Raw genomic sequence first — 1,000 nt, 5'->3', positions numbered from 1 at the left:
GTATCTGCAAGTCAATCAGCTTCAGCATCAGTAAGCTCAAGTCAATCAGCTTCAGCGTCTGTAAGTGCAAGCCAATCAGCAAGCGCATCTGTATCAGCAAGCCAAAGCACTTCAGCATCAGTATCTGCAAGCCAAAGCACTTCAGCGTCAGTATCTGCAAGCCAATCAGCTTCAGCGTCTGTAAGCTCAAGTCAATCAGCTTCAGCATCTGTAAGTGCAAGCGAATCAACTAGCGCATCAGTATCTGCAAGTCAATCAGCTTCAGCATCAGTAAGCTCAAGTCAATCGGCTTCAGCGTCTGTAAGTGCAAGCCAATCAGCTAGCGCATCTGTATCAGCAAGCCAAAGCACTTCAGCATCAGTATCTGCAAGCCAATCAGCAAGCGCATCAGTATCAGCAAGTGAATCAGCTTCAGCATCAGTAAGTGCAAGTGAATCAGCTTCAGCATCAGTAAGCTCAAGTCAATCAGCAAGCGCATCAGTATCAGCTAGCCAAAGCACTTCAGCATCAGTATCTGCAAGCCAATCAGCAAGCGCATCAGTAAGCACAAGCGAATCAGCTTCAGCATCAGTATCAGCTAGCCAATCAACTAGCGCATCAGTATCTGCAAGCGAATCAACTAGCGCATCAGTATCAGCAAGTGAATCAACTTCAGCATCAGTATCAGCTAGCCAATCAACTAGCGCATCAGTAAGCTCAAGTGAATCAGCTTCAGCGTCTGTAAGCTCAAGTGAATCAGCTTCAGCATCAGTATCTGCAAGTCAATCAGCTTCAGCGTCTGTATCAGCTAGCCAAAGCGCTTCAGCATCAGTATCTGCAAGCCAATCAGCTTCAGCGTCTGTAAGCTCAAGTCAATCAGCTTCAGCATCTGTAAGTGGAAGCGAATCAACTAGAGCATCAGTATCTGCAAGTCAATCAGCTTCAGCATCAGTAAGCTCAAGTCAATCAGCTTCAGCGTCTGTAAGTGCAAGCCAATCAGCAAGCGCATCAGTATCAGCAA

The 1,000-nt window shown here is 46.5% G+C and carries 1 protein-coding gene; it reads left to right on the top strand.

Annotation, left to right across the window (positions count from 1 at the left end; genetic code table 11):
- On the top strand, positions 1–1,000 hold a 1,000-nt coding region (locus B7705_RS00140; protein ID WP_193431893.1), incomplete at both ends, for a hypothetical protein.

The sequence above is a fragment of the Streptococcus oralis subsp. dentisani genome (genome assembly GCF_002096685.1).
Lineage (GTDB): Bacteria > Bacillota > Bacilli > Lactobacillales > Streptococcaceae > Streptococcus > Streptococcus oralis_AD.
The sequence above is the reverse complement of the archived record's forward strand: the minus strand, read 5'-3'. Positions and strand labels throughout refer to the sequence as shown.